Origin of the sequence: Streptomyces sp. NPDC052101 (genome assembly GCF_040680235.1) — a bacterium.
Classification (GTDB): domain Bacteria; phylum Actinomycetota; class Actinomycetes; order Streptomycetales; family Streptomycetaceae; genus Streptomyces.
Window position 1 is genome coordinate 14,262 of sequence record NZ_JBFAWH010000050.1, and the last position, 23,237, is coordinate 37,498.

The window sequence follows — 23,237 nt, forward strand, 5'->3', positions numbered from 1 at the left end:
CGTGGGCGGCAATCGTGCGGCCGGATTGAACCGTGGGCGTACGTCCCCGGGCTGATGCCGCGCTGCTGGTGGCCCGGTTAGTCTCGCGGCGTGAACCCCATGACGACCATTCCGTTGCCTGCGCGCGTCGCGCACCCGGGCCTTGTTCCCGGGAGGGCACACTGCCGATGACGAGAACCAAGGCCGTGGCCTGGGCGGGGGGCGCCTCCTACCTCCTCGTGGTGGGTCTGTTGGTGGGGGCCGCACCGCGGGCGTCGGGCACGGTCCACGGTGTCGGGGCGCTGCTGGCTGTGAGCCTGCTCGTCGGCGTGGTGCGACGGATGCCGCTGCTGGCTCTGGCCATGGCACTCTTCGGATCCACTGCTGCGGTGGTGGGCCCCCCGAGTTCCGCCCATCAGAGCCCGGCAGCGTCGTACCAGGGCCAGTTCCTGTCGTATCTGGCGGTGGACGTCGTGCTGGGCTTCATCGTCGCCACTTGCGCACGGCGCGCTTCGACTGCTGCCGTGGCCGTGTCTTTCACCGTGCAACTCCTGGTGATCGGCGGCTTCGCGCACGGGGACAGTCTGGCTGTCAACGGGGTGATCGGCCTCCTGGCGTTGGCTGCATCCTGCATGGCCGGTCTGCTGAGCCGCGAGCGTCGAGAGCACGCGGTGGCGCTGCGGGCACAGGAGGTGGCCGAGGCGGTGACCGCCGAACGGCTGCGGATCGCACGGGAGTTGCACGACATGGTCGCGCACAGCATCGGCATCATCGCGATCCAGGCCGGTGTGGGCAGCCGGGTCATTCAGACCCAGCCTGCGGAGGCGCGCGAGGCCCTGCGCGCGATCGAGGCCACCAGCAGAGAGACCCTGTCGGGCCTTCGGCGCACGCTGGTGTCGCTCCGTCAGGCCGACCGGGGCGCGACCGCCTCGGAGCAGTCACCGCTCTCACCGTCGCCGGGGCTGGCGGACATCGAACGGTTGGCGGCAGCGACCGCGGCCGCGGGGGTACGCGTCGACGTACGCTGCAGCGGGGAGCAGCGTCCCGTGCCGGCCGACATCGACCTGTCCGCCTACCGCATCGTGCAGGAGGCGCTGACCAACGTGGTCCGGCACGCGGGCACCGGGCGTTGCCGGGTGGCCATCGACTACGGAGACGAGGAACTGTCCGTGGAAGTCGTCGACGACGGGCGCGGCGCCTCCGGGGACGGCCCGGACCACGGCTTCGGCCTCATCGGGATGCGGGAGCGAGTCGGTCTGCTGGGCGGCCACCTCACCATCGGGCCGCGCCCTGAAGGCGGCTTCCGGGTGACGGCCCGGCTGCCGCTGCCCGCGCCCGTCGCAGTTCCGGTGGAGGCCCGATGACCGTCCGTGTGGTGCTCGCCGACGACCAGCCGTTGGTTCGGTCCGGTCTACGCGTGATCATGGCCGACTACCCCGATCTGGAGGTCGTCGGTGAAGCCGCCACTGGCGCCGAGGCAGTCCAACTGGTCAGGGACGCCAGCCCCGACGTCGTGGTCATGGACATCCGGATGCCCGGTATGGACGGCATCGAGGCCACCCGCCTGATCACGGCCGGTCCGGCAACCACACGCGTCCTCGTCCTCACCACCTTCGACGAGGACGACCATGTCTACGGCGCCCTCCGGGCCGGTGCGAGCGGCTTCGTGGTCAAGGACATGGCGCTGGACGACATCCTCGCGGCCATCCGCGTGGTCGCCGCCGGCGACGCACTGATCGCGCCGGGTGTGACGCGCCGTCTGATCGCGGACTTCATCGGGCGGCCAGAGACTGTCCCGGAGCGCTCCCCACGGCCGGTCGAGGGCATCACCGAGCGGGAAAGGGAAGTGCTGACCCTGGTCGGACGCGGCAGGTCGAACACCGAGATCGCCGCAGACCTCTTCATCACCGTGGCCACCGCCAAGTCGCACGTTTCACGGCTGCTCACCAAACTGGGCGCCCGGGACCGGGTCCAGCTCGTCATCACCGCCTATGAGATGGGGCTCGTCACCCTGCCTCGCTGAGGGCGTCCCCCGGCCCGCATAGTGAAGCCGGAAGTACCCCCGTCGCTCACCTCTTGTGTACGAGCCGCCGAAGGAACAGCCGGTACCACGCCACCCACTACGGCTGTACACAGAACTGGCCAGCCCCGGGCTGGCTCAGTCCTCTTCGTCTTCGTCATCGTCTTCGTCATCGTCGAGGTCGACGGTATCCGGGTCGCGCAGGGGGCGCAGCCCGTGGACCAGCTGGGAGGCTGTGAAGCTGTAGCCGCCCAGGCAGTTGAGATTCTTGTGCTTGAGCGGGGGCAGGCGCCCGATGTCCTCGTCCCTGATCTCGTGGCCCCTCGGCTCGGAGCTGGGCGACAGCGGCGTCGATGTAGCGCGTCGTCCATGGGATCGACGGCGGCCAGCAGATGCAGGGTCTTGGCGATCTGCCCGTACTCCGCGAACGCCTGCCCCAGCGGGGTCGGGTGGCCCTCACGGCCGAACATCCGCAGCCGATGCGCCTCCTGGCGCAAATCCTCCAAGAGGAGCCGCCACCGCACGGTGACCGCTTCGGCCGGCCCGTGTTCATGTGCTTCGGCCAGTTCGCTCACCTTGATGAAGGGGGCGACCTTCTGGATCTCGCGGAGCCGGGCCCCGGTTCGCCAACCTGCTGCGGCTCGGGCCAGCTCTTCCAGATCGGAGGTCGAGCCCGAGAGCAGCTGAACGCCTTGACGCAGGCCATTGATGTTGAACCAACGGCTCTCCGACCCGATGAAGCTCCAACAGGGTTCCCGATCAGCAGCTGTGCTGGTGACGCCAGCTGTCCGGAGCGGGTCCGAATCGTTTACTCGGGCAGGAGGTTGGCGACGGCGGTCCGGATGGCGCCGCGGCTGACGCTGTCGTCGCGGGTGAGGGCGGCGATGGATCGGCCCTCCAGGTACGCGGCACGCACGTCGTCGGTCTTCCCTGCCGGGACGGCGGGGCGGCGCCCGCCCTTGTTGCCCTTCGCCTCGGCGGCTCGCAGCCCGTCGTACGTCAGCTCGCGCTGGAGGTCGCGCTGGAGTTCACCGGCGGCGGCGAGGGTCTGCACCATGAACTTCACGGGTGGACAGCAGCTCGCCGGTGCGGGGGTGGCGGGCGGTGAAGTCCATCTCGGAGAACGCGCCGTCGTGGATGCGCAGCGCCACTTGGTCGCGGTGCAGGACGTCGAGCACGTCGAGGATGTGTCCGGTGCCGCTTACGAGGCGGAACATCCCAGAGATGTGTACGGTGTCGCCCGGCCGCGCGTAGGCGAGCAATTCGCCGAACTTCGGGCGTTCCAGCGGGTGGAGGCGGCTGGAGGTGCCGGCCTGTTCCTCGAAGACAATCGACTGCTGGTCGGTCGACACCCGCTTGTAGACCAGGTTGGCCATGCCGCTCCCCGTGTCCGTGGTCGCATTCGACCCTGACTGTCAGCAAACCCTGTCGTCATCCGCCATCGGATCTGATTGGATCGGCGGCGCTCTGGAGTCCCGGAAAGTCCGGGTTCATTGGATGCCTGCCGTACCTGTCGTCATTCATTCGATTGGCGACAGGCGCTGGGGGTCATGCGGCGGACCCGTCGGTCGTCGGCGTTGCGGTGCGAGCTGCTGGCTCGATACGGCGGCTTCTGGGTGTGGGGATGACGATGTTGCGCATGAGGAGGAGTGACGCGAGGGCGAGCAGCCCGGCGATGGTTCCGCTCCAGGCGATGGTGGATCCGATCGCAGCGGTGGGCGTGGCGTGGTAGCTCATCAGGGACTGGCCGCAAGCCAGGCCGAACGCGCCGCCGATCTGCTTGGTGAGGGCGGAGCCCGCGGTGGCGGTGCCCATGTCGGCGTGTGGGACGCAGTTCTGGGTCGCGATGGTGATGCCGCCCATGGCCGGTCCGGTGCCCAGTCCGGCGATCAGCAGCCATACGCACGTCCATGCCGGCGGCGTCGCAGCGTCCAGAGTGAAGAAGGCGGCGGTGCCGAGGGTGAGCAGTCCGGCGCCGGCCAGGAGTGCGGGCTTTGCGTGTCCGCTGCGCAGGACGGCGGTCGCGGTGAGCCGGTTGCCCAGTGTCATGCCGATGAGCAGGGGGAGGAGCAGGAGGCCGGAGACGGTGGCCGAGTGGCCGCGGACGTACTGGAAGTACAGGGGAAGGAAGACTCCGACCGGCAGTGCGGCGGCCTGAAAGAAGAACCCGGCGGCCAGGAGGGCGCTGTAGGTGCGGTGTTGGAACAGCCGCATGGGCAGGACGGGCACGGCCGCGCGCCGCTCGACGGGCACGAGCAGGGCGAGGAGAGCCAGGCCGCCGAGCAGGCAGCCCGCGACGGTGGGATCGGTCCAGGACAGGGGTTGCCCGGCCGTGGTGTTGCCCTTGAGACTGAGGCCGGTCAGCGCCAGGGAGAGACCGGCGGCGAGCAGTGCGATCCCCGCGGTGTCGAGGCGGCCGGATGGTGCTGTGGCGGGACGGTGGTCGGGCAGGAACCGGGCAAGGACGGCCAAGGCAGCGAGTCCGATGGGGAGGTTGAGCCAGAACGCCCAGCGCCAGCCCGCGTGGTCGGCCAGCAGACCGCCGATGATCGGGCCGCCCACCATGCCGAGCACCATCATCGTGGCCAGGACCGTCTGCATCCGGATGAGACCCTGCGTCCGGGAGGGCGGGTAGAGGTCGCGGATGAGGGCCATGCCGAGGGTGAGCAGGGCTCCGGCCCCCAGACCCTGCAGGGCGCGGGAGGCGATCAGCACCGCCAGGGGGCCGGCCAGCCCGCAGGCGAGTGAGCCGACCAGGAAGACGGTGAGTCCGCCGAGTAGTAACCGGCGGCGGCCGTACAGGTCGGAGAAGCGGCCGTAGAGCGGGACGCTGACCGAGGAGGTGAGCAGGTAGGCGGTGACGAGCCAGACATACCAGGAACCGTCTCCGCCGATCCGTTCGACGATACGCGGCAGGGCGGTGCCGACCACGGTGCCATCCAGCATGGCCAGGAAGGCGCAGCCGAGCAGGGCGAAGGTGATCACCGCCCGGCGGCGGGGGACGAGCGCGGCGTACACGTCAGGTGTGGTCATCGCGCCTCCCCGGGCGTGGTGAGCGCGCCGTTAAGGAAGAGACCCACCAGTTCTTCGGTGGTCAGCGGGTCCGGGGCGCCAGGGCGGCCTGCGGACATGAGCATGAGCTGGAAGGCGTCGGCAAGGCGTTCCGGCGCCAGTCGCAGGGCGTCCCGATCGGGTTCGAACAGGGCGGCCAGGGCCGCGCGCGGCGCAGCAAGGCCGGCCTCGCGATCCGGGGAGCGGCCGTCCTTGCCAGAAGGGGATGGGGCGGGGCGTTCCAGCCGCCCGGTCGCAGCGAGGGCTCCGGCGACGGCGCCCATGCGTGTCATGTAGCCGTGCATCACCTCGGCCGCCTCGGTGAGCCGTGCCGTCAGTGGCTGGTCCAGTGCGATCGATTCCAGGTGGGCGACGGTGTCATCGGGGCGTACTGCCTCGGCCATGCAGGCCGCGAGCAGGGCGTCCTTGTCGACGAAAGCCCGGAAGATGGTGCCCTCTCCGATGCCCGCGGCGCGGGCGATCTTCGCGGTGGACACCGAGGAGCCGTACTCGACGACGAGGGGAAGGGCCGCAGCGACGATCATCGCGCGGCGCTGGTCGGGTTCCATGGGCGCCGCACGGCGCCGGGAGGGAGTGGGAGAGGTCTCTGTCATGCCTCCGACTCTACGGAGTGAGTACTCACTCCGTCAATTGTCTGTGGCCGACGGAACGTGGGTCATTCGTCGACGCCGTCGTCGTCCTCATCGAGACCGGCGGCCCCTGGGTCGCCGGTGCGCGGTCCCGCTGCCGCTGCCGGAGAGCGAAGGCCTCGGCGGTCCCAAGGCCGCGTGCGACATCGCGCCCGTCGACCAGTTCGAGGCACCGCAGAAGCTGCTCTGACAGCAGCACGGAGGTGACGCCTCCCGCGGGTCTGCCAAGGGCGCAGCACCTGCTCTTTCCTTTTGGAGGGTGGGGACGGCCCCGCCTGGACGCGTGCCGGTCGGCGGTGCGGCACGCTCCGCGCGTCGTACCGCCTTGCCGCGTGCCGGGCAGCCGCTCGGCGTCCGCCCGGACCGAGCGCTGCGCGCTCTCACACGTTGCGGGAGCTGGCAGCCGGTCCCAGCGCGCCCCGCGACCTTCCGCGGCGGATCGCGTTGATCTACCGGGGCCGCGTCTCGCAGACCCTCAAAGGATCAACGAATGGGAGGACCCCAGCATGACCTTGCGTAGCGGGCGCCGGTACGGCATCCAGCTGCTCCTCGCAGCCCTTACCGTCACCATGCCGCTGATCACCGCGGGGGAGGCATCGGCGAGCATGCAGGCCCGTGAGGACGCCCCTTTGACCCACGCCTGCAAGGAGATCTACAAGGACCCAGAGGTGATCGGCACGCCGCTTAGCATCCTCGGCAAATTCGTTTCCACGGAGGCCGTGTGCGAGTTCCCGGACGGCCGCAAGGTCGTCCACAAGATCCCTGAGGGCGACCCCTGCCCAATGGACAAGCACCAGTGGGGTGTCATCCACGGCCTGTGGTGCGTTCGCAGTAGGTGACGTCGACGGCCGTGCCCCGCCCAGCGTGCCAAGCTCGCCGCCGACCGACACCGCCACGATGGCCGGCAGCCCTGCTGTCTCGGACACCAGCTCGTGCCCGACGGCGAGCGGCGGCGTGCTCTCAGAGTGAGACCCACTGGGGCACAGCTTCAGCAAGGTGCAGTCGGCGATCCAGACGGCGAGCCATCGTACAGAGCGTCATGCGCATGGTCAGCCTGGAGGCCACCGCCGCGAACACACGGGTCGTCATCGACTGACTAGACGGTATGTAGGTGCCGGTCGTGGGTCCGGGCCTCGCTCGCAAGTTGTCGTGGGTTGCCGGCCGGGCGCAGCCTGTCCGGTAGTGCCTACATTTGCGGGAGGCCCGGTGTTTTCTGAGCGTACGAGCGTCGGGTTGGATGTGCACGTCCGCAGCGTGGTGGTGTGCGCGATCGGCACGGTGCCCGGGGAGTTGATCCGCTGTCGGCTCACGCCGCAGCATGCTGAAGTCCTCGGGTGGATCAATTGCCTGCCCGGTCCGGCCGCGGTGGCCTACGAAGCCGGGCCGACCGGGCTCGGCCTGGTCCGGGCGCTTTCGGCAGCGGGGATTCGCTGCGAGGTAATCGCGCCCTCAAGGCTGCAGCGTCCGGCCGGTGAGCGGGTGAAAACCGATGCCCGCGACGCTCTGCACCTGGCGAAGCTGCTGCGCCTGGACGAGTTCACCGCGGTGCGGGTGCCGTCGCCGGCCGAAGAAGCCGCCCGGGATCTGGTGCGGGCCCGCGAGGATGTGCGCGCAGATTTGATGCGCGCCCGCCATCGGGTGAGCAAACTGCTGCTGCGCCAGGGGCTCGTGTGGAGCGGCGGGGTCACGTGGAGGCCGGCGCACCATGCGTGGCTCGGCGCGCAACGCTTCGACGACGTGGCGCTGCAGGCCGCCTACGACAGCGCGTACGAGGCGGTGGTCCTGGCCGAGGGACGCCGGGCCCGACTCGATTAAGCGATCGCCGCGATGGCCGCAGACTCACCGTGGTCTGCGGTGGTCGCCCGGCTCGGGTGCCTGCGCGGAATCGACACTCTCACCGCCTTCGCCCTGGCCGTGGAAATCGGCGACTGGGAGCGATTCACCGGCGCGAGCATCGGCGATCACCAAGACCGGCAACTCCCATGCCCGCAGGCTGTTGGTCGAAGCCGCCTGGCACCACCGCAAGCACTACCGGGCGGGGCCACGATCCAAGCCCGCTGGCAACGCGCACCGGCCGCAGCGCGCGCCCGCGGACACCTGGGCAACCAGCGGCTCAACCAGCGCTGGAAGACCTTCATCGCCCACCACAAGCGGCCGGTGGTCGCGAACGTGGCCGTCGCCCGCGAGCTGGCCGGCTGGTGCTGGTCGCTGGCCACCCTGCCCGACTGAGACGGGCCCACAGACCGGACGCCCGGCGACCCGGTCACGGCAGCGTGAGGAGCGACCCGCGACAGCACTATGAGCAGCGGTGACAGCCGCCACGCTCGGTCTCCAGACCCGCGGAAGCGCTCCCGCCGAACAGCCCGTCCTGCGGTGACCAACCCGCGTATATCAGCATGGACCACGCGTCGAGACCGACACGCGCGCCACCAGGCACCAACCGGCCCCATGCACACACGCGGCGCCCGAGACCCGTGTCCCGGACGCAGCTGAAGACTGCCCCTTGACAGATCGGCCCCACATATCAGTGCTGTGGCCACAAAGGTTGGCCGTGTTGGGCGGCCTGCCTTCTCCGTTGGGGGGACTGATGCTTTTGATGCTCGCGCAGGAGGACCGTGTCACGACGACACGAAGGAGTCACCGGCGGTCTGGTGAGACTTGTCGTCGAGAGAGGGTCAACCTCCGTCGCTCGGCATCAATGGCGGTGACGACGACCGTGATCTCGTCGCCTACCTGGACCACATCCGACGGAGCTTCCACGGGCACTGATACGAGCTCTAGTAGGTGGACCAGTCCCTCGATTTCATCCGCGACACGAACGAACACGCCGAACGGGACCAGCTTGGTGACCTGTCCATGCAGTGTCTGGCCCACGGCAATGCGGTCGGCGAACTGCTGGAAGGGGTCTGGCTGCGTCGCACGCAAGGACAGCCTGGCCTCGAGGTTCCACGTGTCGAACTGGAGGAACTCGCACGAAACGCGCTGCCCGACGTGAACGACGTCCGAAGCCGCTTCGAAGCGCCGCCAGGACAGTTCGGGAATGGTGATGAACCCCACGCCGGGGAAGACGGGGTGGTCGGGGCCCTCGTCCAGGGCTACGAACACGCCGAATCGTTCGATCGCGGTGACGGTGCCGGAAAGCATTTCACCGCAGTGCAGTGATTCCAGGAACGCCCATAGTTCTGGATTCTCAGAAGGTCCGTCCATACCGCCCAGCCTTTCAGTCGGCGCCGTCGCCGCCGTGATCAAGTGGGCAGTTGACGCCGTCTCCGGCCTCTGCCGAGCCACCCCCACCGGTCCCGCGCCGGGTTTCACGGTGCCCATGTCGGCGAGCGCAGGCCCGCCGGTTTGGATGCGATCGCCGCCCGTCATGCTGGTGAGCCGTCATGTTGTCGGCTCGACTTCGTCAGGTACCGCTGCTCTCTCCCCTGGCGGAAGACCTTCACGTGCGCGCACCATGTCGGCACGCGCGTGAACAAGGAGAGCGAGTGCTTTCAGAACGCCTGCGATGCTGAGGCCGACGGCTGTCGTCAGTCCACCGATCGCAGTGATGATCTGCGCTGTGTCTGAGGGGCTGAACTGCCCGTGCTGGATGCTTTCCAGCACGCTGCGTGTGGCCACAGCGGAGATGACGTACCCGACCACCGCCAGGGCAATGAGCCCAGCCACAGCGTAGGCTTCCGCCCTCCTGACGGCCTTGCGTGCTCGTCCAAGGCGCCGCACCCGCTCACGCTGCCTGGTCTGCTCCTCCTCCCGCTGTGCTTCACGATATTGGCGGGCTACAACGGCAGACCACACGAGATCGCCTGAACCTGACGGAAAGCTGAGCCATGTCATGCCTTTTGACGATGCATCACCTTGAGCACGGTCCATCTCCAACTCGACCTCCGTGCCGCCCTCCGGCACCGCGCGCAGCCGTGCCGTGCCGCCGTTGCGCTGCATCCGGCCGATGATCGATTCTCTGACGCCCATGCGGTCGGCGGGTATCGAGTCGAGGTCGAAGCCCGGGCCGCGGTCACGGACGGACACGAAGACCGTCCTACCCTCGACCTCGGCGTAGACCTGCACGGCGCCGCCCTCGCCACCGTACTTGGCGGCGTTCACCATCGCCTCGCACGTAGCCTGCATCTGTGCATTGAGCTTCTCGTCCAGGTCGCAGTCACCGACGACTACGACCTCGATGGGGACGTCGTAGTGGCCCTCGACTTCGGCGGCGAGCAGCCGCACCGCCTCGGCCATCGTTGCCGGCCCCTCGTCCCGGCTTCCCATGCCCCCATCATGCCGCTTGACCGTGACTGGTGGTAGTGGCCTTGAGCACTGTGAAGCGAGGGCTCTGTACCGGGGCGATGCTGCTGCGCCGGTGCGCGGACCGCACGGGGCTGACCGACGCGCCGGCGAAGGTGCTGCCACGGCACAGCCTCCTGTGGCGTGCCGGTGATCATGGTGGGTGGAGTCCGGCTGCGTGCAGGCGTTGTGCGGTTTGGCTGAGTGGTACGTCGCTGGCGTTGTGGCGTGAGTGTGGTTCCCCCTGGGGCTGTCGGCGGCTTGGAGTCGGCTTTCAAGGGTTTTGACTTGGGGTTTTCGTCCCTGCTCAGTTGGGCTGGGTGGAGTGGTCGTTGGTGTGCAGTTGTTTTGGCGCGCCTTGATGTACCGGGGACGTTGATCACGTGTAGCCGATAGGCGCAGAACGTCGGAGTGCCTCGTCGCGGATGAGTGCGGGGAGGGCGCTGCCGGGGCGTGTGTAGGCGTACCGGCGGGCGGCTTTGAGCTGCAGCATGTTCATGCGGTCGACCATGTGCTTGGGGATGCGGCCGTGGATGTCGGTTGGCCCGAGGGCGAGCATGTGGCGGGGGCCGATGGGGAGCACGGTGGTGTGTGAGTCGCCGAGTGCCATGTTGTAGACGAGGTCTGGGCCCTCGTAGCGTACGGTCAGCGCCGGGTTGTCCCCGATCAGGAACTCGCCTTCGTCGGGCACCAGGATTTCCAGGGCGTACTAGGCCATGAGCTCGCGAGCTCTTTGGAATGAGTCCTCGATGCGTACGTGGAGCAGGGCTCCGCTGTGATAGGCGGTCACCATCGGTCGGACGGCCCAGGGACGGCCCGGCGGCTCGGGGGCAGCTCTCGCTGGGCTTGACGACGTTGAAGGTGACCGTGACGTACCTCAGTACAGGCCGCACAGATAGGTACGGCCAGCGAGAGCACGGGAAGGTGGCCAAGAAGCGCTAACTCCTTGCCTCGCAACACTACGCCGCGAGGCAGGGAGTATGAGTTGGCGATCGGCTCGTCTATGTCTAGATGCGCCGGGTCTCCTCGCCTGTCACAACAAGCCCAGCTTCTCTTCAATTTCCTTCACCATCAGAGTGACACTAAGGAAGGCTCCACCACCAGAGGCAAGGGCCTTGATGGCCTCTCCACTGAGGTGCAACACCAGTTCAAAGGAGATCAGGCCACCGACCGTTCCACTCAAGAGCGCAATCAACAGCGCCATGACCCTCACAGTTTTCGTCGCCACTACAGTCCCCTGCCCTTCTCCGCACGGGGATGTTCTTATCGCCCGTAGTCCGAATGCCTGTCAATACACTCTTGGAACCTGTCCGTTCACTTCTAGGAGAGACCCGTGGCAAGACGTTCCTGTGCGGCAACGGGGGCATCTGTGCAGGTGAGACGGCCATGTTGACATAGCCCTGAATGCTCTTGGGACGATGGTGTACAACATGCGTAGCGGCCGAAGTGCGTTGGCAGCAGCGGGGGAGGCGGTCTAGACATGGGCAGTGGATGGCTGGAAGTTCCGTCTTCCACAGAGTCAGGGGATTGGTGTTCATACAGGCGCGCGCTGGCTATGTTCCGATCGTCAGGGCCGCCTTTTGATCAGCTCACGAAACTCGGGCAAAGTCTGTATGACAGAATTCCGGGACTCTCTGCTCCGCCATCGAAAGGAACTTGGGCTAATTCAGTCCAGGAAGTAAATCGTCCAGTCAAATGGCAGTATGTCGAACTCCTCGTTCATGTCTGGTCAAATTATCACCAGCTCCCGGGGGAGAAGACGCTAGAACTTCTGCAGGTGTGGTCGCATGCCTTCAGGGAATGCGGCGGAGATCCAGGGCCGCGTTTCCTTCCTAAGGGGATGGCTGGCGCTCGTGGCGAATTCACAAGAAGCGAGGAAGCGTCAGGCGAGACACTTAATAGTGTTCTGCATTCGCGATCAGAGATGCCCTTCACGGAGCTCTTGAATCAGTTGGTATCCGCACAGGAGCGCACAATTCTAGCTCTGGAAGAGGTCAATAGGCTTAAGGACGCGTACGTTACTAGCGAGAAAGCCCGACAGAAGGCGGTTCACGTTGGATCGGCGGCTCTGGCTCTACTTGGCCAAGCTCGGGCAGAAATTACGCGACTTAACCGGAAAATCGACTACCTTGAATCTGCATCCACTCAGCCGGAGAGTCGCGAGCTCAATTTCATGTTAAGTAAACTCAGAAAAGCCGAGTCTCGGGAGCGTGAACTGAGTGCACAATTGGAGCGGGCGGAGCGCGACAGAGACAGATATCAGCAAATCGCAGACTTTGCTGCTCGAAGGCTTGGCTTCATGGAGCGCGAGCTGAATCGCGTAAGTGCTCGTGACTCTTCCGGGTATTCGGATTCTTTCGAAATTGATGCACTGGACTCGTTTGATGACGATGTGACGCCGAATAAAATTGACGATGTTATAGCGCAGCTCCATGGCCACCTCAATCAACAGTATGAGGTGATGCAGGAATCCGCCGGCACGATCGGCTGGGACCCTATGTTCGCTGCTGATGGGGGCCGTGTCGTAGAGGCGAGGCCGAATACGGGCGAATCCGCCGTACGGGTTGACGCTGCGGCGCGCGTTCTTTCATTGGCGCAACAGACGGCGGATCAGTACCTAGCCGAGGCAAAAGCCGAAGCTGATCTCATCGTCGAAGGGGCACAGAAAAGAGCTAATGAAATTGAGGGGAGGGCTAATCGCGATAACTCGGAGATTTGAATCAACTCTGTGTGAGAAGTACCGCGGCCCGTCCAACTCTACCCAGGCGGGCCCACCGTCGGAGTCTGGGAGATTCAGGGGAGGGTGGTTTCTAGTGCCGAAATCACGGCTGCAGGATCACCGTCATACGTGAGATGTGTTTCGTCTGCATTTGGGGGCACGAAGCGAGTGCGGTACGTCGTGTCCCGCTTTGAGGTGTTCGCGAAGCTCAACCGCCACATCCTCAAGGACCGGACGCTCAAGGGTGGGGAAGGTGCCGCGTGGGAAGTCCACCCCGTACACGCCGTGGCGGCGATACATCTCCTCATCCGGGCACATGCGCACGAACCCGCGAGCGGTGAGAGCGCGGGAGAGCGTGGTCTTGCCGGAACCGGGGAGCCCGGCCATAAGGACGCAGAACGGCGGTCGTGGGGGCATCGGTCTCGTCGGGGTCCGGGAGATGGCAGACATCTCCGCTTTGGCTTCGGGCGTGAGCGGGCCAGTGCGGCGAGCGGCAAGCAGAGTACCCATGCGGTCTTCAAGCACACTCAAGAGCGTGTCGTCCATGGTCGTCACTGAGAGACCTCCGATTCCGTCCGCCAAGTGCGACCAGGGCCTCCGAGGCCGACGCCGTACTCCACGATGTTGCCCTCGATGTCGATGAACTTGGCTGTCATCACGACCACGGGTTCCGTCGGCGTGCTTTCCGGGTCCAACTCCAAGAGCTGCGCGTCCTCCGCTGTCAACAGGCGCGCTGAGGCGGACGGAGTTCACCGAGCAGCACCGCCTCTCCGCGGAAGAACGCGCCCAGGACGCCCGCGCGGGCGGACGCCGAGGTCGAGCGGATCGCAGCCGAACTCGCCGAGAATCCGGATTTCCGGGCGGCAACCAAGCGATCCCACTATCACGGCATCGCCGGTGGCGCTTACCCGCCGTCCGTCGGGGCCGACGATGAGGAACTGCACGAACACCAGCGCATCGTGCGCTGGGCCACGAACAAGGCCATGGAACTCGTCGAGGAAGCGTCCCGTCGCATCTACGCAGGCTATGAGCGGGACCTTGAGGCCCTGGCCGACGAGATCACCCAGCAGAACGCCCTCGTCGGTACCACCACGGTGACCGCACGAACCTTGCTCGTCGGTGAGTTCCCCACGGCGAAGTCGGGCGGCTACCCGCCGCCGAAGCGGTTCATGGACCTGTTGATGCTCAGGCCGCAGCTCCGGCGCCCGCAGAAGACACAGATAGCGAAGGCTGAACTACTGCCGTTCGACTGAGCCGGCAAGGTCTCGCCAAAGGCCGCGCAGAACGCCAGGCTGAGCCGGCCCTGCCCGTTCGGCAGGAGCAGGACCAGGAGGCCGTGGGCCGCACAGACTCCTCCGGGCGGCCCACCGCCGTCTCATTGGGCCCCGCTTGATCCGGCCGGGGAAGCTCATCGCGTCACCTGCCCCCGCGCAACGTGCAGTTGGTCGACTGGGTCTGGCGCAGGACGCTAGCGCCGCTTGCGTTTCTTCTTGCTCCGGTTGTCGGCGCTGGGCTTGGCACCGCTCGGCCGGCCGGGCGCCGTCGGGTTCGCCGCGGCCTCGCGCAGGCCGATCCGGCGAGTCTGCCAGGCAGTCAGCTCCCACAACCCGATCGCGACGCCGACTCCCACGACGCCGACGGGGAGGGGGCTGAAGTCGGTATCGGCGGGCTGCGGGGCCAGCCAGCCGCTCGGGTCCACCAGCAGGTCCTCGGTGGTGCCCGCGTCCTGCGTGCCGTTGCAGCCCATGTCGATGATGTCGGCGTGGTCCATCGGCCTGCCGTCGGTCCGCTTCAGCCTGCAGTGGTAGATCGGGCCGGTCTTGCCCTTGGTGGTGTACACCGAGGTGATCCGCACCTCGGTACGCTGCCCCTGGCTCTGCATCAGCGCGGCCTGGAAGACCAGCCCGGAGCCGAGCACGACGGCCAGTCCGATGATCAACCCGGCGAAGAACACCCACCCCTTGGTCGCGGTCGCCATGAGCACCGCGATCGCGAGGGCCACGGTCAGCACACCGAGGATCAGCGCCGCCGGAAACCAGTCCGGGCTGGTGCCGAGCACGCCGATGCCCACCATCAGCAGGGGGACGAGCGCGGTTATGCGGGCGAGCCGCCGCACCACGTGCGGGGGCCAGGCCACGTTCTTCCGGGACCCGGGCGCCATCAGCGGCCCCCGAACCGGCGCAGCCCGACCCGCCGGGACAGCCAGACCAGCAGCTCGAAGAGCACCAGTACCACCGGCAGGGCCCACGCGGCGATGTCGATCCCGCTGTAGTCCGTCTCGGCCAGCTGCGGCGCCGTCCAGCCGTGCGGGTCGATGAGCACGTCCTCGGTCTGCCCGACTTCCATCGGTCCGTCGCAGGAGTCGTTGCCCAGCTCGGCGTGGTTGAGCGGCTTGCGGTCCACCCGCTCCAGAAGGCAGGTGTACTCCGGCCCGTGCTTGCCCTGGTACGTCTTCACCGAGGTGACCCGCACCTCCACCCGCTGCCCTTGGTGCGCCATCACCTCTGCCTGCAGCACCGGCCCTGACCCGGACAGCACGGCGATCCCCGCGATCACCCCGCCGACGATCAACCACCCGTTCGGCGCTGCGATGATCATCAGGGAGAGAGTCGCGATCAGCGCGATGGTCCCGAGCACCAGTCCGAGCCCGCTCCAGTCCGGATTGGCGGCCAGCAACGACAGCCCGACGATCACCGGTGGACCGAAAAACGCCATCGTGGTGAGGCGGCGGACCTGCCGGGACGATGTGGCGGTGGCTATTCGAGGCACGGCGTCAGTGTGACGAACGGGGTTGTCAGGCTGAAGAGCGGGGTGCCTTACTACAGTCGTCGCTCTCGATGAGTAGCACGTATTCGGAGGTGACGTATTCCTCTGGGGCGGTGGAGCTTTACTGATGGTGTCCCGTCGGGTGGTGTAGGTCGTGAGGATCCGCGTAGCGGGTCTGGCATGGATGAGCACCGTAGGGGTCGACATATCTGATCGACACCTTGATCTTGATCGGGTTGGCTGGGTGGCATGCCAGAGCTGCGAACCGATCGTCTTCTGCTCCGCCGGTGGCGGGAGTCCGACCTCGAACCGTGGGCGGCTATGAATGCCGATCCTGAAGTCCGAGAACACCTGGGGGAACTGCTGACGCGGGAGCAAAGCGATGCCTCGGTGGCACTCATGCAGGCCGAGTTTGACGAGCGAGGTTTCGGGTGGTGGGCGCTCGAAGCACGGGAGACTGGTGAGTTCATCGGCCGTGTCGGCTTGGACGAGGTGGGCGGGGACATGCCGTTCGCGGGAGTGGATGTCGGTTGGCGGTTGATGCGTTCGGCGTGGGGTCACGGTTACGCCACCGAGGCCGCCCTGGCCTGCCTGGCTTTCGGCTTCGAGGCCCTCGGGCTGCCGGAAGTGGTGGCGTCGACGACCGTCCACAACCTTCGTTCCCAGGCAGTGATGCGCCGGATAGGCATGACCCGGGATCCGGCCGACGACTTCGAGGATCCGAGCGTGCCCGAGGGGCCGCTTCGCCAGTGTGTGCTGTACCGGATCCGATCGTGCCCCCGCGAAGTGGTGTAGTCACTGGCCGAGCTGATTCGGTTCTGGCGGGGGAAGCTGCCGGTCGCTCTCGGCGGGTGTGGCGGTGAAGAGTTCAGGAGTTCAGCCATGGAGCCTTCGAAGAGGTAGCGGCGGTCGAAAACCTGCCACTCGTCGTGGAGCTCGGCCAGGACTGCGGCTGCGAGGCGGTCCAGGGCAGGCCAGGCCGGGGCGGGCTGCAGAGCGGCGAGCGGGGACCTCCGGCCTTTCCCGACCGTGCGCAGCTGGTCCCCATCAACCTCGGGTGCGCGGCGACCACCACGTCGACCGACTCCGTGGTGTAGAGCGCGACGTCGACGGCCCCGGCCCGGCTCGTGCCGAAGCGGACCTCGATCGACTGCGCCGAGCGGATCCATCGGAGCCGCACCATGTGATCGGAGTCGGCCCGGCGCACCCGGAGTCGGGCGGCGGCCCGCTCCGGTCCGAGCGGGGGGTCGGCGACGACCAGCTCCGCCAGGTCCTCAGGCCGACAGACCTCCGCGACCTGGCCGGGGGGTGCAGCGTCCCGTCCGGGTTCGCGCTCAGGTCGACCAGCAGCCCGCGGTCGACGAACCGCAGGACCACGAAGGCCGTCACGTTCGCCTTCTCGCCGGTCACGTTCGGGGCGCCCAGGGCTTCGGCGATCCGGTCCGCCGCCGCGCCCCCGGAGATCGGCGGAGAGGGCATCGCAGCCCGGATCGTGTCAGCGTCCAGCGCCTCCACAGCGGCTCGCGACCACTGCCAGGAAGACGTCCGGGTCTGATGGCGAGGTTACGCAGGCTGGCCATGGTGCGGGGCAGTCTTCCGGTGCGGATCTTGGAGTCGTCCTCGCGGAAGGCCCGGTCGCGGACGTGGTGGAGGAGGTTCTCGATGCCCCGGTGGCCTCGGATCAGCTCTCACCGGCGGGCAGCGGTGACCTTCACGCTGCACTGCAGATCAGCGAGGTAGACCTGGGAGTGTCCGCTCGGGTCGAGCTTGAGCGGGCCGCCGCCTTTGGAAACTGTGCCCAGGTCGACGGCCTCTCCGTTTGCAGCGTCGCGTAGATCAAGCCTGCAGTCGCCGGCGCCGTTGAAGTCCATCACTCTCACGGATATCGGCCCCCGCGGACTGAAGGCTTCGGTGTCGCCCGTGCCGTACTCGCGGGTGAAGGGCGGCACCGCCGCTCCCGCTCCGGATCGGTGGACCACCTGGCAGCCCGAGTTGTTGGCCGCCCAGCGAAACGGTCCTGAGGTGTGTGCCAGGAACGACTTGGTGCCGTAGTTCTCAAATACCTGCTGCTGACCGGTTTCGGTGTTGGTCAGCGTAACGGTGCAGCCATTGTCCCGGCCCCCGATCTGGTCGCTGACGATGAGCCGCCACGGTGACGCGGCCGTGAAGCCTCCGGATGCCTGGCTGCTTCGCTCCCCGGGCGGCTTGCTCTGCGAAACCTTGGCGGGCCCGGTGTGGTCCGGCAAGAGCTGGGCCGCGGCCGTTGCACCGGCCGCGAAGACCACGGCCACACCGGCGGCAAATGCGACACGTCGGCGCCGCGGGTGTTTCACTGGTGTGACACCCGTGAGGCCCGGCACCGCTCCGTGCGGCGACTTCACGCCGCTCTGCAGGCCGGAGAGCACCCTCTCCACCTCATCCCGCATCGCCTCGGCGGTAGGGAAGCGGAGCGCCGGGTCCTTGCTCAGCGCCCGGGCCACCAGCGCGTCCACCGCCGAGCTGAGCGCCTGGTTGATGCTGGATGGCGCCGGCGGCTGCTCCTGGATGTGCTTGTAGGCGACGGAGAAGGCGGTGTCCCCGTCGAACGGCGGCCGCCCGGTGAGAAGTTCGAACAGCATGCACCCCACCGAGTACAGGTCGGTTCGGGCGTCGACGCTCCTGCCCAGCGCCTGCTCCGGTGCAAGATACTGGGGCGTGCCCACCACCGCACCCGTCCGCGTCATGGACGTGACACCGGGCTGCAGCGCGCGGGCGATGCCGAAGTCCATCACCTTCACCACCCCGCGCGGGGTGACCATCACATTGCCCGGCTTGATGTCCCTGTGGACCAGTCCCTGTTCATGGGAGGCGGCCAGCGCCGCGAGTACATCCGCGGTGATCCTCAGAGCACGGTCGCAGGGCATCGCGTCGTGCTTGTCGACCTCCTCTCGGAGCAGTGCGGACAGCGACGCGCCCTCGACGTACTCCATGACGATGTACGGCACCGGGCCGACGTCCGGAACGACGTCTTCACCGCTGTCGAACACCGCCACGATGTTGGTGTGGCTCAGCCGCGCCACAGCCTGTGCCTCGCGGCGGAACCGTTCGCGGGACGACGGCTCGTGGCCCAGGCCGGTGTGGAGCGTCTTGACTGCCACCGGGCGCTCCAGCACGGAGTCGTGTGCGAGGTGGACGGTCGCCATCCCGCCCTGGCCCAGTAGCTGCTGCAGCATGTACCTGCCGTGGCCCACCGTGCGCAATCCGGCGCCCGCCTCACCCGTAGTGTCATCACCCATCGGCCTCAACATCCCCTCGCCCGCCGGGCCGCGTTCGCTGCGTGCCCGTGGTCCGCAGACCACCGGGCGGCCCCGCTCGGCCCCCAAACGAGCACAAGATTATCGGCACGGACAACCGGACCACCGGCCGCGGTGACCGACGGGTCGGCGCCGCGGACACCGCAGGTCTGTGCGTCGGGGTAACTCATTCCGGAGCGGGGCCCTGTGGGAGGTCGCTGAGCCCGCAGTGCGAGGAAGTGGCCCGTGCGTAGGCGTACGTTACGTAGTGAGTCGCGCGCGGTTCCCCGGGACCGGGCATCCGTCGTCGCTCCTGTGCGCCTGTTTCCGGGCGGGGCTTCCACCTTGGTCGTGGACACCGGTTGTCATGCAGCGATGGCCAGCGTAGTTGATCTCTGTTCGAAGGCGACCGGCGCGAGGTAGCCGATCGTGGGGTGCCTGCGCCGGTGGTTGTGGATGCCGAGCCAGCGGAAGACTGGGAGCCGGGCGGTCGCATGGGGCTGCACGTCGCCTCCCACCATCAGGCCTGGGTCGGGCGCACGTGACAACGCTCCGACCACAGTGCGTACACTGCCAGCGCCCTCGAGGAAGAGCTGCGGATGACTGACAACCCGTCTGTACCCGGACCCCGCCGGGACTTGGCAATGCACAACGACTGGTGGGCATCGGGCTGGGACCACGTCTTGCCCCGGCAGGGCTTCCCGCTGACGATGCTGATCGGGACCGCGAGCCAGCCCGGTTTCACCGGCTCACTGGACGACCTCCTGCAGGAGATCTTCGACGGTCACTGGGACATGATCGGGGGCGACCTCGACGGCGCGCTCACGTTCTCGTGGCCCGACGAGCAATGGGACTACGAGGAGGCGCCGGAGGGACGCGAAGCGAACGAGGCACATCGCTGGGAGAAGTTCGGCGCCATGCTCACGGCCGCCGGCTATCCGGTGCCCAAGACCGTGTGGGACCTGTCCGAGCTCTACCTGACGTGGGGCCTGGCGCGCCGCGAGGAGACCCCGGACGGCACCCGGTGGTCGATGCCCGCTGCGCTGCCGTTGCCTGGTGACCTGCTGCCCCTGGACGCCGACCTCGCCAAGCGGCTCGACCGGATTCGCTGGACGATGCGCACCGGCCCGCTCGTCGACGGGCTCATCAACCACTTGGTTGACGATTTGAGTGAACCGCAGGAGATCCTCACTTCCCTGGACCGACTGGCGGCCGCCACCAGCCAGGATGCCGACGACGTCCGCATCGCCCTCACCGAACTCGTGGCCTCCGGCGACGCCCAGGTGCAGCGTGGCCGGGAGCCAGCCGACGCGGAACGCCTCGAGGCGCACCAGCGCTTTCGCCTGATCATGAACTGGAACCACTTCCACGAGCACCGCGTGCAGCTGAGTATCAAGGGCGACGACGCGTGACGGAGAGCGTGCCGGGCGCGGTGGGAACGGAAGACACGCGGCTGATCGTGATCAGGGGCAACAGTGCCTCGGGGAAGTCGTCCGTCGCATCCGGCCTGCGCGAGAAGTTCGGCCGCAACCTCGCGATCGTCGGCCAAGACAACCTGCGCCGCATCGTGCTGCGCGAACGCGATCGGCCCGGCGGCGCCAACATCGGCCTGCGCATGGACAGCGCCCGGACCTGTCCCAGACCGGCCACGGGTCGCTGGTAGCGGCCGGTGTCGACGTAGGAGGTGTCCAGCACTATGGAGAGTTCGCCTGCGTTCAGGTAGCGCCACGTGCGACGTGCCGGTAGCCGCTTGCGCACGAACCAGCGCACCAGGGTGCCGATGCCGGTGAGCACGGCGGCCACCACTGCACTGAGAATCTGCGAGCCTACGGCTCCCGCAACGACATCCATGGCGATCTCTCTCCCCCCCCCCGCGGCCAGAACCCGGCGTGCGCGGGTTGCCTGAGTCGCCCTTATTGGATCATGGGCCGTGCACTCGGCGGGGGGCTTGAGGTTCAGGTGGTGTGCCAGGGCGTTGAACCCCCAGGTGGCATGGGCCGGCAGCGACGGTCATGCGACCCACCGGACAGGCCCTACCCCATGACGGCGCGGGCCGTGTCGAGAAACGCCGACCGGTTGCCCTCCAGGTAGTCACGCACGCTCTCGCCATCGGGCAAGCCGTCCCACACGGTTCGGTTGAGGTCGAGGAAGTGTGCGTGTGCGGCGTCATGCACGGGTGGGGGGAACTGGATGCGGATGAGCCGGTCCGCGACCCAGAAGCGGTACATCACATCCCGGGTCGCGAGGTACCAGGCGTCGGTGTCCTCCCAGTCGGAAGGCCGGGTGTACGCGCAGCGTTCCGCCTCTGCCGACACCTCGATGAACCGCTCCAGCAGTGCCAGCCGTTCCGCGCGCCGGGTTTCCGACAACGCGATCTGCTGCCGTTGCTGTTCAGCACGTTCCGCTGACCGCTGAGTTCTGTGCTGGACGAGGTAGGACAACACGCCGCCGAGGACAACGCCGCCCAACGATATGAGTGACACCCAGACCTGACCTGACATGACGATCATCGTCCCACGACGTCGGTCTTTGAGACGATCTTGCTGTGGCTGGTGTGGGCACGGCGCCGGAGCCGTCCTGGATGGCCCCGTTCTGGCTATGGCGGCGTCATTTGCGACCACCGAGGCGGCTCGAATCGGCCCCACTTTGTGAACATCGCTGCTCGTGAAGGCGGCCTGCAGTCATACCGGTCTCGCCTGCCTCGGTGACAAGATCGGCTCGTCACGCCGTAGCACTTCTCCTGGCGAGAATGGTCCCGTTGACGCAGGTGGCGCGGGTGGGATGGGGACGTGCTCGGTGCAGCAGTTGGCCATCAGCGGATGGAGCTGAAAGTTTCAGATCAGCACACGCGAGCTACCCGCCCTCGTGGTTGGTGGCCCTGAGCTGTGGTGATGAGCTGGGTCCAGGAGCACCGGTGCCTGTTTCAGGTATGCCAGCAGTGCTCTGCGACTTGGATGAAGCCACGTACCAGTGGGCTGCGTGCTGTCCTGGGCCAGGCCACGACGAGATCGCTGGGCGGGCGATCACTGAGCGGGACGACGACCAGGCCGGCGGGCATCGGTTGGTCGATGGGAGCGAGAGCCGATGTGCCGTTCCACAGGACCGCTTGCAGGCACTCCTGGATCGTTCGCATGACCGGCGATGCGTCGTTGTCGTTGTCCCCACCGCCGGTCCAATACGACGTCCACGCCGGATCGGCGCCGTCCGGCAGCCGGACCCACCGGCGGCCGGCGAGGTCGGTCGACGAGACCGAGGCATGACCGGCGAACGGATCATCGCCACGCACGACTACGCCGACGGGTACCGAGCGCAGGACGTGGGTGCTGATGCCGGTGTCATCGAAGGGAGTTCGGGTAATTGCCACGTCGACCAGCCCGGCGCGGAGTCCGGCTGTCGGGTCGCCGAGATCGGATTCGTGGATGGTGACGTGGACGTGCGGATAGCGGGCCCGGAAGAGTGAGACCAGTTGGCCGCCGACCTGTTCGGCCGCGTCCGCCAGGGTCCCGACAGCGAGGGGCGCTGTACCCGCCGCAGCGGCCACTCGCCTGCGAATCCCGTCCACTCGCGCCAGCAACGCCCCCGTTTCGCCGTACAGAACCTCTCCAGCGGGCGTGAGAGTGACGCCCTTAGGAGTGCGTTCGAACAGCAGGACGCCGAGTTCGTCCTCAAGCTGCCGGATCGCGCGGCTCAGTGGCGGCTGCGTCATGTGCAGGCGGTTCGCCGCCCGGCCGATGTGGCACTCCTCGGCGACGGCGACGAAATACCGCAGTGAGCGAAGGTCCACCTGAAGCACGATACCCGTGCGGTATCGGACGTTCCCAACGGGTCTTGGACAGCGGACAGCGCGACGGCCAACGATGGAAGCAGCAGAGCCGACGAGGAGGAGTATTCATGGCCGCCCCTGCCCTCACGGTCGGGTGCTTCCCGTATGACACGACGCGGGCACTGTTCAGTGGGACCGTAAGCACCGACGGCATCGACGTCACAATGAAAACCGCAGCGACCCTGCCGGAGCTCTTCGACCGGCTGATCCGCGGAGACGAGTTCGACGTCGCCGAGCTTGGTCTCACGTTCTACCTGCGGTTGCTGGAGACCGGCCTGCCGTTCGTAGCGTTGCCGGTCTTCCCGAACCGCGTGTTCCGTCACTCGTGCATCTTCATCAACATCCACAGCGGGATCAGGGAACCGAGCGATCTCGCGGGCAGGACCATCGGCGAGTTCGGCGTCTACGGTCAGGACTCCGGTGTGTGGGCCAAGGGGATCCTGATGGACGAGTACGGATTCAAACCCGAGGAGAGCCGCTGGGTGATCGGCGGCCTCGAACATCCCGCGCCCCCCTTCGACTTCATCCCCCATCCGCACCCGGCCGACGTCGACGTGCGCGTCGCGCCCGAGGGAGAGACACTGAGCTCTTTCAGCGTTGCCGCTCCAGCGTGAGGACGGCAGCGGCGATTGACGTCATTCGATTCGGGCTGCACCGGGATCGGCGGAAGATG

Annotated in this window: 25 protein-coding genes and 6 pseudogenes; 13 read left to right on the plus strand and 18 right to left on the minus strand. The window is 67.3% G+C overall.

Annotated elements, in window-relative coordinates; all coding sequences use genetic code 11:
• Positions 1-167: 167 nt before the first annotated feature.
• Together AB0L75_RS40340 and AB0L75_RS40345 are read left to right on the plus strand one after the other, a co-directional pair.
• Positions 168-1,343, plus strand: a complete 1,176-nt coding sequence (locus tag AB0L75_RS40340) for a sensor histidine kinase (protein ID WP_365191260.1) — start codon at positions 168-170, stop codon at positions 1,341-1,343.
• Positions 1,340-2,002 carry a response regulator transcription factor gene (locus AB0L75_RS40345; RefSeq protein ID WP_365191261.1) on the plus strand — a complete coding sequence of 221 codons (663 nt, stop codon included), beginning with the start codon at positions 1,340-1,342 and terminating at the stop codon, positions 2,000-2,002. The genes AB0L75_RS40340 and AB0L75_RS40345 overlap by 4 nt, the downstream gene beginning before the upstream one ends.
• 135 nt (positions 2,003-2,137) lie before the next feature.
• Here AB0L75_RS40345 and AB0L75_RS40350 read toward each other — a convergent pair.
• The 5 genes and pseudogenes from AB0L75_RS40350 to AB0L75_RS40370 form a co-directional block, all read right to left on the minus strand.
• A pseudogene (locus AB0L75_RS40350) lies at positions 2,138-2,475 on the minus strand (Tn3 family transposase); the annotation flags it as partial.
• A gap of 332 nt (positions 2,476-2,807) precedes the next feature.
• Positions 2,808-3,056 (minus strand): hypothetical protein, encoded by a 249-nt coding sequence (locus AB0L75_RS40355; protein WP_365191262.1) that lies wholly within the window; start codon positions 3,054-3,056, stop codon positions 2,808-2,810.
• On the minus strand, positions 3,028-3,375 hold the full coding sequence (locus AB0L75_RS40360) for a recombinase family protein (protein WP_365191263.1): 348 nt from the start codon (positions 3,373-3,375) through the stop codon (positions 3,028-3,030). Before AB0L75_RS40360 ends, AB0L75_RS40355 begins: the two co-directional genes overlap by 29 nt.
• A 172-nt stretch (positions 3,376-3,547) precedes the next feature.
• The gene (locus AB0L75_RS40365; RefSeq protein WP_365191264.1) at positions 3,548-5,032 is read right to left on the minus strand and encodes an MFS transporter; all 1,485 of its coding nucleotides are present in this window, start codon (positions 5,030-5,032) and stop codon (positions 3,548-3,550) included.
• Entirely contained in the window at positions 5,029-5,664 is a 636-nt protein-coding gene (locus AB0L75_RS40370) for a TetR/AcrR family transcriptional regulator (RefSeq protein WP_365191265.1), read from the minus strand. Before AB0L75_RS40370 ends, AB0L75_RS40365 begins: the two co-directional genes overlap by 4 nt.
• A gap of 542 nt (positions 5,665-6,206) precedes the next feature.
• On the opposite strand from AB0L75_RS40370, the gene AB0L75_RS40375 reads away from it, so the two are divergent.
• The 3 genes from AB0L75_RS40375 to AB0L75_RS40385 all read left to right on the plus strand — a co-directional run bounded on the left by AB0L75_RS40375 (position 6,207) and on the right by AB0L75_RS40385 (position 7,929).
• Positions 6,207-6,539: a hypothetical protein gene (locus tag AB0L75_RS40375; RefSeq protein ID WP_365191266.1), complete on the plus strand. Its 333-nt coding sequence runs from the start codon at positions 6,207-6,209 to the stop codon at positions 6,537-6,539.
• A 367-nt stretch (positions 6,540-6,906) separates the two neighbouring features.
• On the plus strand, positions 6,907-7,515 hold the full coding sequence (locus tag AB0L75_RS40380) for a transposase (RefSeq protein ID WP_365191267.1): 609 nt from the start codon (positions 6,907-6,909) through the stop codon (positions 7,513-7,515).
• Positions 7,516-7,527: 12 nt separating this feature from the next.
• On the plus strand, positions 7,528-7,929 hold the full coding sequence (locus AB0L75_RS40385) for a hypothetical protein (protein ID WP_365191268.1): 402 nt from the start codon (positions 7,528-7,530) through the stop codon (positions 7,927-7,929).
• A 408-nt stretch (positions 7,930-8,337) separates the two neighbouring features.
• Here AB0L75_RS40385 and AB0L75_RS40390 read toward each other — a convergent pair whose 3' ends face one another.
• The 4 genes and pseudogenes from AB0L75_RS40390 to AB0L75_RS40405 all read right to left on the minus strand — a co-directional run bounded on the left by AB0L75_RS40390 (position 8,338) and on the right by AB0L75_RS40405 (position 11,188).
• Positions 8,338-9,072 carry a S1 RNA-binding domain-containing protein gene (locus AB0L75_RS40390; protein WP_365191269.1) on the minus strand — a complete coding sequence of 245 codons (735 nt, stop codon included), beginning with the start codon at positions 9,070-9,072 and terminating at the stop codon, positions 8,338-8,340.
• Positions 9,073-9,549: 477 nt separating this feature from the next.
• Positions 9,550-9,957: pseudogene (locus AB0L75_RS40395) on the minus strand (ATP-binding protein); the annotation flags it as partial.
• A 406-nt stretch (positions 9,958-10,363) separates the two neighbouring features.
• A complete protein-coding gene (locus AB0L75_RS40400; protein WP_365191270.1) occupies positions 10,364-10,675 on the minus strand; it encodes a DUF4238 domain-containing protein in 312 nt (103 codons plus the stop codon).
• A 342-nt stretch (positions 10,676-11,017) separates the two neighbouring features.
• A complete protein-coding gene (locus AB0L75_RS40405; RefSeq protein WP_365191271.1) occupies positions 11,018-11,188 on the minus strand; it encodes a hypothetical protein in 171 nt (56 codons plus the stop codon).
• Positions 11,189-11,926: 738 nt separating this feature from the next.
• Between AB0L75_RS40405 and AB0L75_RS40410 the strand changes: the two genes are divergently transcribed.
• On the plus strand, positions 11,927-12,703 hold the full coding sequence (locus tag AB0L75_RS40410; RefSeq protein ID WP_365191272.1) for a hypothetical protein: 777 nt from the start codon (positions 11,927-11,929) through the stop codon (positions 12,701-12,703).
• A 551-nt stretch (positions 12,704-13,254) separates the two neighbouring features.
• On the opposite strand, the pseudogene AB0L75_RS40415 reads toward AB0L75_RS40410, so the two are convergent.
• A pseudogene (locus AB0L75_RS40415) lies at positions 13,255-13,446 on the minus strand (GntR family transcriptional regulator); the annotation flags it as partial.
• A gap of 240 nt (positions 13,447-13,686) precedes the next feature.
• Here AB0L75_RS40415 and AB0L75_RS40420 point away from each other — a divergent pair.
• Positions 13,687-13,956: a hypothetical protein gene (locus AB0L75_RS40420; RefSeq protein ID WP_365191273.1), complete on the plus strand. Its 270-nt coding sequence runs from the start codon at positions 13,687-13,689 to the stop codon at positions 13,954-13,956.
• 215 nt (positions 13,957-14,171) lie between these two features.
• Here the strand turns inward: AB0L75_RS40420 and AB0L75_RS40425 are convergent, their stop codons facing one another.
• Together AB0L75_RS40425 and AB0L75_RS40430 are read right to left on the minus strand one after the other, a co-directional pair.
• Positions 14,172-14,864, minus strand: coding sequence for a hypothetical protein (locus AB0L75_RS40425; RefSeq protein WP_365191274.1), 693 nt, complete (start codon positions 14,862-14,864; stop codon positions 14,172-14,174).
• Positions 14,864-15,472, minus strand: coding sequence for a hypothetical protein (locus tag AB0L75_RS40430; RefSeq protein ID WP_365191275.1), 609 nt, complete (start codon positions 15,470-15,472; stop codon positions 14,864-14,866). The genes AB0L75_RS40425 and AB0L75_RS40430 overlap by 1 nt, the downstream gene beginning before the upstream one ends.
• Positions 15,473-15,718: 246 nt before the next feature.
• On the opposite strand from AB0L75_RS40430, the gene AB0L75_RS40435 reads away from it, so the two are divergent.
• From AB0L75_RS40435 to AB0L75_RS40445, 3 genes are all read left to right on the plus strand, one after another.
• The gene (locus AB0L75_RS40435; protein WP_365191276.1) at positions 15,719-16,264 is read left to right on the plus strand and encodes a GNAT family N-acetyltransferase; all 546 of its coding nucleotides are present in this window, start codon (positions 15,719-15,721) and stop codon (positions 16,262-16,264) included.
• Between the two features lie 134 nt (positions 16,265-16,398).
• Positions 16,399-16,566: a hypothetical protein gene (locus AB0L75_RS40440; protein WP_365191277.1), complete on the plus strand. Its 168-nt coding sequence runs from the start codon at positions 16,399-16,401 to the stop codon at positions 16,564-16,566.
• A gap of 86 nt (positions 16,567-16,652) precedes the next feature.
• A complete protein-coding gene (locus AB0L75_RS40445) occupies positions 16,653-17,024 on the plus strand; it encodes a hypothetical protein (protein WP_365191278.1) in 372 nt (123 codons plus the stop codon).
• Here AB0L75_RS40445 and AB0L75_RS40450 read toward each other — a convergent pair.
• The 3 genes and pseudogenes from AB0L75_RS40450 to AB0L75_RS40460 all read right to left on the minus strand — a co-directional run.
• Positions 17,023-17,151 (minus strand): annotated as a pseudogene (locus tag AB0L75_RS40450) (ISAs1 family transposase); the annotation flags it as partial. The gene AB0L75_RS40445 and the pseudogene AB0L75_RS40450 overlap by 2 nt on opposite strands.
• A 6-nt stretch (positions 17,152-17,157) precedes the next feature.
• Positions 17,158-18,744, minus strand: coding sequence for a protein kinase (locus AB0L75_RS40455; RefSeq protein WP_365191279.1), 1,587 nt, complete (start codon positions 18,742-18,744; stop codon positions 17,158-17,160).
• Between the two features lie 362 nt (positions 18,745-19,106).
• Positions 19,107-19,247, minus strand: coding sequence for a hypothetical protein (locus AB0L75_RS40460; protein ID WP_365191280.1), 141 nt, complete (start codon positions 19,245-19,247; stop codon positions 19,107-19,109).
• Between the two features lie 138 nt (positions 19,248-19,385).
• Here AB0L75_RS40460 and AB0L75_RS40465 point away from each other — a divergent pair, with 138 nt between their 5' ends.
• Together AB0L75_RS40465 and AB0L75_RS40470 are read left to right on the plus strand one after the other, a co-directional pair.
• Positions 19,386-20,153: a DUF6042 family protein gene (locus AB0L75_RS40465; protein WP_365191281.1), complete on the plus strand. Its 768-nt coding sequence runs from the start codon at positions 19,386-19,388 to the stop codon at positions 20,151-20,153.
• Positions 20,150-20,353 (plus strand): annotated as a pseudogene (locus tag AB0L75_RS40470) (kinase); the annotation flags it as partial. The gene AB0L75_RS40465 and the pseudogene AB0L75_RS40470, both read left to right, overlap by 4 nt.
• 421 nt (positions 20,354-20,774) lie before the next feature.
• Here the strand turns inward: AB0L75_RS40470 and AB0L75_RS40475 are convergent.
• Positions 20,775-21,251 carry a hypothetical protein gene (locus AB0L75_RS40475; RefSeq protein WP_365191282.1) on the minus strand — a complete coding sequence of 159 codons (477 nt, stop codon included), beginning with the start codon at positions 21,249-21,251 and terminating at the stop codon, positions 20,775-20,777.
• Positions 21,252-21,664: 413 nt separating this feature from the next.
• Positions 21,665-22,525, minus strand: a complete 861-nt coding sequence (locus tag AB0L75_RS40480; RefSeq protein ID WP_365191283.1) for a LysR family transcriptional regulator — start codon at positions 22,523-22,525, stop codon at positions 21,665-21,667.
• Between the two features lie 107 nt (positions 22,526-22,632).
• Here AB0L75_RS40480 and AB0L75_RS40485 point away from each other — a divergent pair, with 107 nt between their 5' ends.
• On the plus strand, positions 22,633-23,178 hold the full coding sequence (locus AB0L75_RS40485) for a hypothetical protein (RefSeq protein ID WP_365191284.1): 546 nt from the start codon (positions 22,633-22,635) through the stop codon (positions 23,176-23,178).
• Here AB0L75_RS40485 and AB0L75_RS40490 read toward each other — a convergent pair.
• Positions 23,156-23,237, minus strand: a pseudogene (locus AB0L75_RS40490) (IS5/IS1182 family transposase); the annotation flags it as partial. The gene AB0L75_RS40485 and the pseudogene AB0L75_RS40490 sit on opposite strands and share 23 nt — an antisense overlap.

Excerpts from the sequence above, each read along its gene's own strand:
- AB0L75_RS40340 (WP_365191260.1), top strand. The coding sequence starts at position 168 with ATGACGAGAACCAAGGCCGTGGCCTGGGCGGGGGGCGCCTCCTACCTC.
- AB0L75_RS40345 (WP_365191261.1), top strand. The coding sequence starts at position 1,340 with ATGACCGTCCGTGTGGTGCTCGCCGACGACCAGCCGTTGGTTCGGTCC.
- AB0L75_RS40355 (WP_365191262.1), bottom strand. The coding sequence starts at position 3,056 with ATGGTGCAGACCCTCGCCGCCGCCGGTGAACTCCAGCGCGACCTCCAG.
- AB0L75_RS40360 (WP_365191263.1), bottom strand. The coding sequence starts at position 3,375 with ATGGCCAACCTGGTCTACAAGCGGGTGTCGACCGACCAGCAGTCGATT.
- AB0L75_RS40365 (WP_365191264.1), bottom strand. The coding sequence starts at position 5,032 with ATGACCACACCTGACGTGTACGCCGCGCTCGTCCCCCGCCGCCGGGCG.
- AB0L75_RS40370 (WP_365191265.1), bottom strand. The coding sequence starts at position 5,664 with ATGACAGAGACCTCTCCCACTCCCTCCCGGCGCCGTGCGGCGCCCATG.
- AB0L75_RS40375 (WP_365191266.1), top strand. The coding sequence starts at position 6,207 with ATGACCTTGCGTAGCGGGCGCCGGTACGGCATCCAGCTGCTCCTCGCA.
- AB0L75_RS40385 (WP_365191268.1), top strand. The coding sequence starts at position 7,528 with ATGGCCGCAGACTCACCGTGGTCTGCGGTGGTCGCCCGGCTCGGGTGC.
- AB0L75_RS40390 (WP_365191269.1), bottom strand. The coding sequence starts at position 9,072 with ATGACGGGCGGCGATCGCATCCAAACCGGCGGGCCTGCGCTCGCCGAC.
- AB0L75_RS40405 (WP_365191271.1), bottom strand. The coding sequence starts at position 11,188 with ATGGCGCTGTTGATTGCGCTCTTGAGTGGAACGGTCGGTGGCCTGATC.
- AB0L75_RS40420 (WP_365191273.1), top strand. The coding sequence starts at position 13,687 with ATGGAACTCGTCGAGGAAGCGTCCCGTCGCATCTACGCAGGCTATGAG.
- AB0L75_RS40425 (WP_365191274.1), bottom strand. The coding sequence starts at position 14,864 with ATGGCGCCCGGGTCCCGGAAGAACGTGGCCTGGCCCCCGCACGTGGTG.
- AB0L75_RS40435 (WP_365191276.1), top strand. The coding sequence starts at position 15,719 with ATGCCAGAGCTGCGAACCGATCGTCTTCTGCTCCGCCGGTGGCGGGAG.
- AB0L75_RS40455 (WP_365191279.1), bottom strand. The coding sequence starts at position 18,744 with ATGGGTGATGACACTACGGGTGAGGCGGGCGCCGGATTGCGCACGGTG.
- AB0L75_RS40465 (WP_365191281.1), top strand. The coding sequence starts at position 19,386 with ATGCACAACGACTGGTGGGCATCGGGCTGGGACCACGTCTTGCCCCGG.
- AB0L75_RS40475 (WP_365191282.1), bottom strand. The coding sequence starts at position 21,251 with ATGATCGTCATGTCAGGTCAGGTCTGGGTGTCACTCATATCGTTGGGC.
- AB0L75_RS40485 (WP_365191284.1), top strand. The coding sequence starts at position 22,633 with ATGGCCGCCCCTGCCCTCACGGTCGGGTGCTTCCCGTATGACACGACG.